This is a genomic window from Enterobacter asburiae (genome assembly GCF_008080435.1).
GTDB classification, from domain to species: Bacteria; Pseudomonadota; Gammaproteobacteria; order Enterobacterales; family Enterobacteriaceae; genus Enterobacter; species Enterobacter asburiae_C.
In genome coordinates, this window is the sequence record NZ_VRKN01000042.1 from 1 (window position 1) to 4,586 (window position 4,586).

Annotated in this window: 2 protein-coding genes and 3 pseudogenes; 3 read left to right on the forward strand and 2 right to left on the reverse strand. The window is 47.7% G+C overall.

What is annotated here, in order from left to right; genetic code table 11:
- The 3 genes and pseudogenes from FU672_RS25335 to FU672_RS24550 all read left to right on the forward strand — a co-directional run.
- A pseudogene (locus tag FU672_RS25335) lies at positions 1-220 on the forward strand (hypothetical protein); the annotation flags it as partial.
- A 430-nt stretch (positions 221-650) separates the two neighbouring features.
- Positions 651-887: a CPBP family intramembrane glutamic endopeptidase gene (locus FU672_RS25340; protein WP_262349070.1), complete on the forward strand. Its 237-nt coding sequence runs from the start codon at positions 651-653 to the stop codon at positions 885-887.
- Between the two features lie 447 nt (positions 888-1,334).
- Positions 1,335-1,559, forward strand: coding sequence for a putative hemolysin (locus FU672_RS24550; protein ID WP_262349069.1), 225 nt, complete (start codon positions 1,335-1,337; stop codon positions 1,557-1,559).
- Between the two features lie 1,213 nt (positions 1,560-2,772).
- Here the strand turns inward: FU672_RS24550 and FU672_RS24555 are convergent.
- Both FU672_RS24555 and ddpX read right to left on the reverse strand, forming a co-directional pair.
- Positions 2,773-3,500 (reverse strand): annotated as a pseudogene (locus FU672_RS24555) (ABC transporter transmembrane domain-containing protein); the annotation flags it as partial.
- A gap of 137 nt (positions 3,501-3,637) precedes the next feature.
- Positions 3,638-4,214, reverse strand: a pseudogene (gene ddpX / locus FU672_RS24560) (D-alanyl-D-alanine dipeptidase).
- Positions 4,215-4,586 lie beyond the last annotated feature (372 nt).

Below are 4,586 nucleotides of genomic sequence, written 5' to 3' on the forward strand. Positions count from 1 at the left end.
ACAAGGTCGCGGATCTCCTGCCGTGGAATGTGGAGCTTCCTGCCAAATAAGTGTCAATACGGCGATGCCTTTACGCTTACCATTTATGTGGTATCTGCTTGCGACCTCTCTGGCGACACTTACTTTCAACAGATATCTGGCTTTTTTGATTCTTTCTGTGACATCTTGTCTTGGTGTGATAAATCAACTCATTGAATTTCCGGCAGTGATACTCATTTAGGCCATTGTCGCAGGAAATATAATCGTCGAATCGCGGTGTACTCAAAACCCTGGCCCTGAATACCGGGTGTGAAGGCGTATGCGTGTTGATATCTTTCGCCCTGTTTTTGCACCTGTTCCCGGGTTTCAATAATCCTAAAGTTCTGGACGATGTGACTGTTGGTCCCCGAAGCCTTCCGTTCAGTATGTGCTTCAACTTTGACAAGGCACTCGTTCCAGTTGTTCTGCTAACAGCCATTTCAACCCTCTTCGTAACAAACCCGGTTGCGAAAGCAGGGAAGTTGGCCTGGTGCGGGCTGGTTATTGGTATTCCTGCCTTGCTTATGCTTGCAGTTTTACTGTGAGGGCTTAATGTTGAATTACACACTCCCGTTTGGTTCATACCATTTGCCCTCGCCAGCATCCTCTTTGTTTCTTTAGCTGAGGAAGCCCTGTTCAGGGGATATTTACAACAGCGTTTAACACATCTTCTAAATCCTGTTGCGGCGCTGTTGATTGCATCTGTTGCCTTTGGGTTTATGCATTATGCGGGGGGAGCTCTGTTAATTTTCTTTGCATGTCTGTCCGGTATTATCTACGGCATGGCGAGGATGTGGGGCGGCAGGCTTTGGGTGGCGACTTTATTCCACTCTGGACTGAACTGCTTACATTTACTTATCCGGTGCTAAATCATCATGCAGTAACATGATCATGACGAAAGGCTGCAAATATGCAGCTCATTTTGACATGTACGGGGTATTGTTCGGACGGCTCTGCCGTTACAAATGTGTTGGTCTTTGACCCGGCTGCTGCCAGCCATTCCGCTGAGTGTAGAGCCTGCAGTTCCACCCATTGTCGTATGCAGGGACAGAACGTTTTTCAGCGAAACCAGAGAGAGCTTCTTTGGTAAAGCCACTCATATCACAATGCCTGAAAGCCTGGACTATCGTGCCCGGAGGAGGTGATAACAGCACAGGTATTCATTTACAGTCGAATTCTTTAAATGTGTAGCAGAATATGAGGTGGGTGTGAAAGATTTTCCTGGGAGGGCGTTATTTCGGGTTTTGTTTAGAATGTGTTTCAGAATCAAAATTTCAACTTTAGTATTATTTCTTTAAAAAGGAGCTGGCATAGAAGTGAAAAAGATTATTTTAGTTGCATTCGTAATCGGCATGCAAGGCTGTTCCAGCCAGTCCGTCCATAAGGCTGATATGGCAAATCCGGCATCAGTATACTGCGTTAAACAAAACGGAAAGCTTGATATCATTAAAGAGGCTGGTGGTGAGGTGGGGTACTGCACTCTTCAATCTGGAGAGAGGATTGAAGAGTGGTCATTGTTCCACCATGGCCGTTCGAAATAACTCAACTCCAGCCATATTTTTCGGTCTGCTGTGAAGGTTTTACCAGGGGACCGGAAAGCCTTTTGAATGAGCGCTGATTTTTTAAAAATTTCGTGTAAAAATACTCACCTCTGGTTTCAGCGTTCATCCTAAAGAACTGCCGTTTTAATCAATAAAACAGAGGGGCTTTTGGATGCGCAGGTGATATTATTTATTAAATAACCCTCCTGACCGGGCATGCCATTTTTATCTGCGGCAGGTGAGGGCATCTTTTAATACGGTTCGTAATAGAATTATGTCGGGATGAGCAATTTTTAAGTTTTCATCGTTTTTATTGATTTCCGGCAGTCTGCTTTCTGTTCTTATTTACCACGTCAGGTGATCAGATATGAGTGCCACAGGGCGCTACGCCGGTATACGCCAGACGGATGAGCTTCAGGCGCTACCTGACGTTAATAAGCGAAAGGTGCAGGTCATGCAAGCCCCTTAGCGCCCTCCAGTTAAGCATTTACCGGTTCCGGAAGGCCGTGAAGCCTTTTGTGGGCTACATCAGGGAGGCCTTTACAGCACTAAGGACAACCCTGACCTGACCACTGAATACTGGTTCAACGGCGAGGGTTTAGCATGGAAAGTAGGAAATTTTTTTGTGCGCCTGCTGCGGCTTTTTCATTTTCAGAATAGTCCTGGCAACGGGCATAATTCTTGCGCCAGAAATAGTTCATCTCTCCGGTCAGCTTCACATATAAATGTCGACTGATTATGTAGAGCAAAAATTTGCGGTAAATCTGGAAAAGCAGCCAACAGACTCTTCCCTGATTTTCGGTATTGCAGGATGCCTGGAAGGCAATATTTCAATAAGACAGGCCTTGAAGTGCTCGGTAACTTCCGTGCGGATCATATCTTCAGACCCATAATATCCGTTATTCATCAATATCTCCGTATCTGAGTTGCTTTTGTCGCGCGCTAACCATATCAGGTGGATATGTTTCCGGACGTGATCTGACCCCCATTCAGGGCTGCACGTCGATCCGGCTTATTTCGTATTCTTCCAGTCGATACTGATTTTATATTGACCACTTGACGCCAGATATCACTGATCCCCTGCACCCGGGATCCTCCACCCGCAGAAGTTGAGGAACAGTTTATCCCTGCGGCAAGATGCTGACGCAGACTGCGCTTTTGTCGTATCAGCCGTTTTTTCGCCTCACCCTCATTATCCGGATTGTCTATTTTTTACGTCCGGGAAGCTTGCCGCATACAGGACGAATGCCACCGCCAGTGAGGCAGTCAGCTGAATAATCTGGTCAGCGATGGAAGAGGCTGACACCATCTTCATCTCCTGCAGATGCATTTTATTGCTGACTTTATCAACGTGTCTGGTTTCACGTCCTGACCACCGCGAATCAGCACTTCTTTATGGCCTTTCAACATCGGTTCCGTGCTGGTCATGACCTGTCCCATCGTGTTCTGCATCGTCTTACTGATATTGCGGAAGCGCTTTGAGACGACGCGAATAGCAACAGTAACTACCGGTGCCAGAACGATAAGGATGAGCTTCAGCAGCCAGCTGTAGTAAAACATCATCGCGAACAGGCCGAGGATTGACGTCACTTCACGCGCCACGGTGATCGGTGCGCCTGGGGACGGGGAGGCAACCTGCTCGGCGTCGCAGGTAATACGGGACACCAGCGTCCCGGTAGACTGCTTGTTAAAAAACGAGACCGGCATGCCCATCATGTGGCTGAACAGGCGACGGCGCATGGCCATCACCACTTTCCCTGATACCCATGAAATACAGTCGCTGGTGATGCCGCGTAAGACCATCGGTCTGATAACCACCAGAGGCATCCATAGCAACACTGAGCGACCTGTTTTTCCTGGCCCTTCATCAGGTAGCGGCTTGAGAAGCGACAGGGGAGCACTTGATGCGTTAAGGATTAACGCAAGACCGGCCGTAATCATCGGCCGGAGTCGGAGGAACGTATGCCACGTGGAAAGATCGTTGTTAAAAATGCCTGACTTATCTCTGCACAGGATGGTCACCGACACGACAGCACTATTTTATGGTTTGTCTGAAGACGTTAAAGGGTAAAAATTTATCAATAAGGCTTATCAGTGATCTCAACACACAGAAATTTATCTGCCAGCAGCGGGTAGCTACGAGCATTGGGTAGCTCGAAATGCCACCATTCACTGCTGATCCCCACAAAGCCGCTGCCGAACATAATGGCGTTAAGCAGCAGACGGTTGCGCTGGGCATGCGGTAGAACTGACGGGTGATACGGATGTGAGCGGTCATGCATTTCGTCATATGCGGTTCCCATATCCAGCACGTTGTTATATTCGTCCATCAGCGTAACGTCGATGGCCGTGCCGCGACTGTGATTGGAGCCGATCTATCACATCAACCACATATTCAGGTTCCGGGCAGGCATCCCAGAGCCGGGCCTGGGCCTGCTGAGGGCGATAAGCGTCGTAGACTACCAGTTTTAGTCCTGCCAGCGAGGCAATGTCGATGGCTTTTGCAAGCGCAGGAATGGCATCTGTATGCAGCAGGCACAGCGCTTCCGAATAAATAGGGCGACCCGTGATATTGTTGGCTGTGGCGTACTTCAGCTCGATATATAACCCGGGAAAGGTTTTCGCCACATCAATCAGTTGGCACTTTTCAGACATTGTATCCACTCCTTTCCAGCGTTATTTGTTTGTTTTATTCTGCCATGTGCGTTATAGCGCACATGGCAGAATGCTATCATTGCGCGTTTACATTCGCAATGGCATTTAATGGAATTTAGAGTAAAAGTGAGCCGGGAGTTATTCCTGATTAATCAATCGGGCCATGAACGGATCCTGCATTGAATGAAAGGCGGGATAGTCAGAAAAGTATTTTAAGAATTTACTATGCTGGCGCGTAATATATTGCCAATGTTTATTGGTGTGTCATCTGTTTATTTATGGATAACGTTATCTTTGATCTTGACCCGCCATCTCCAGACAGCTTTTGTATCTTAAGTTAACGATGCCCGCTGCCGCCGGTATTCTCTCGGG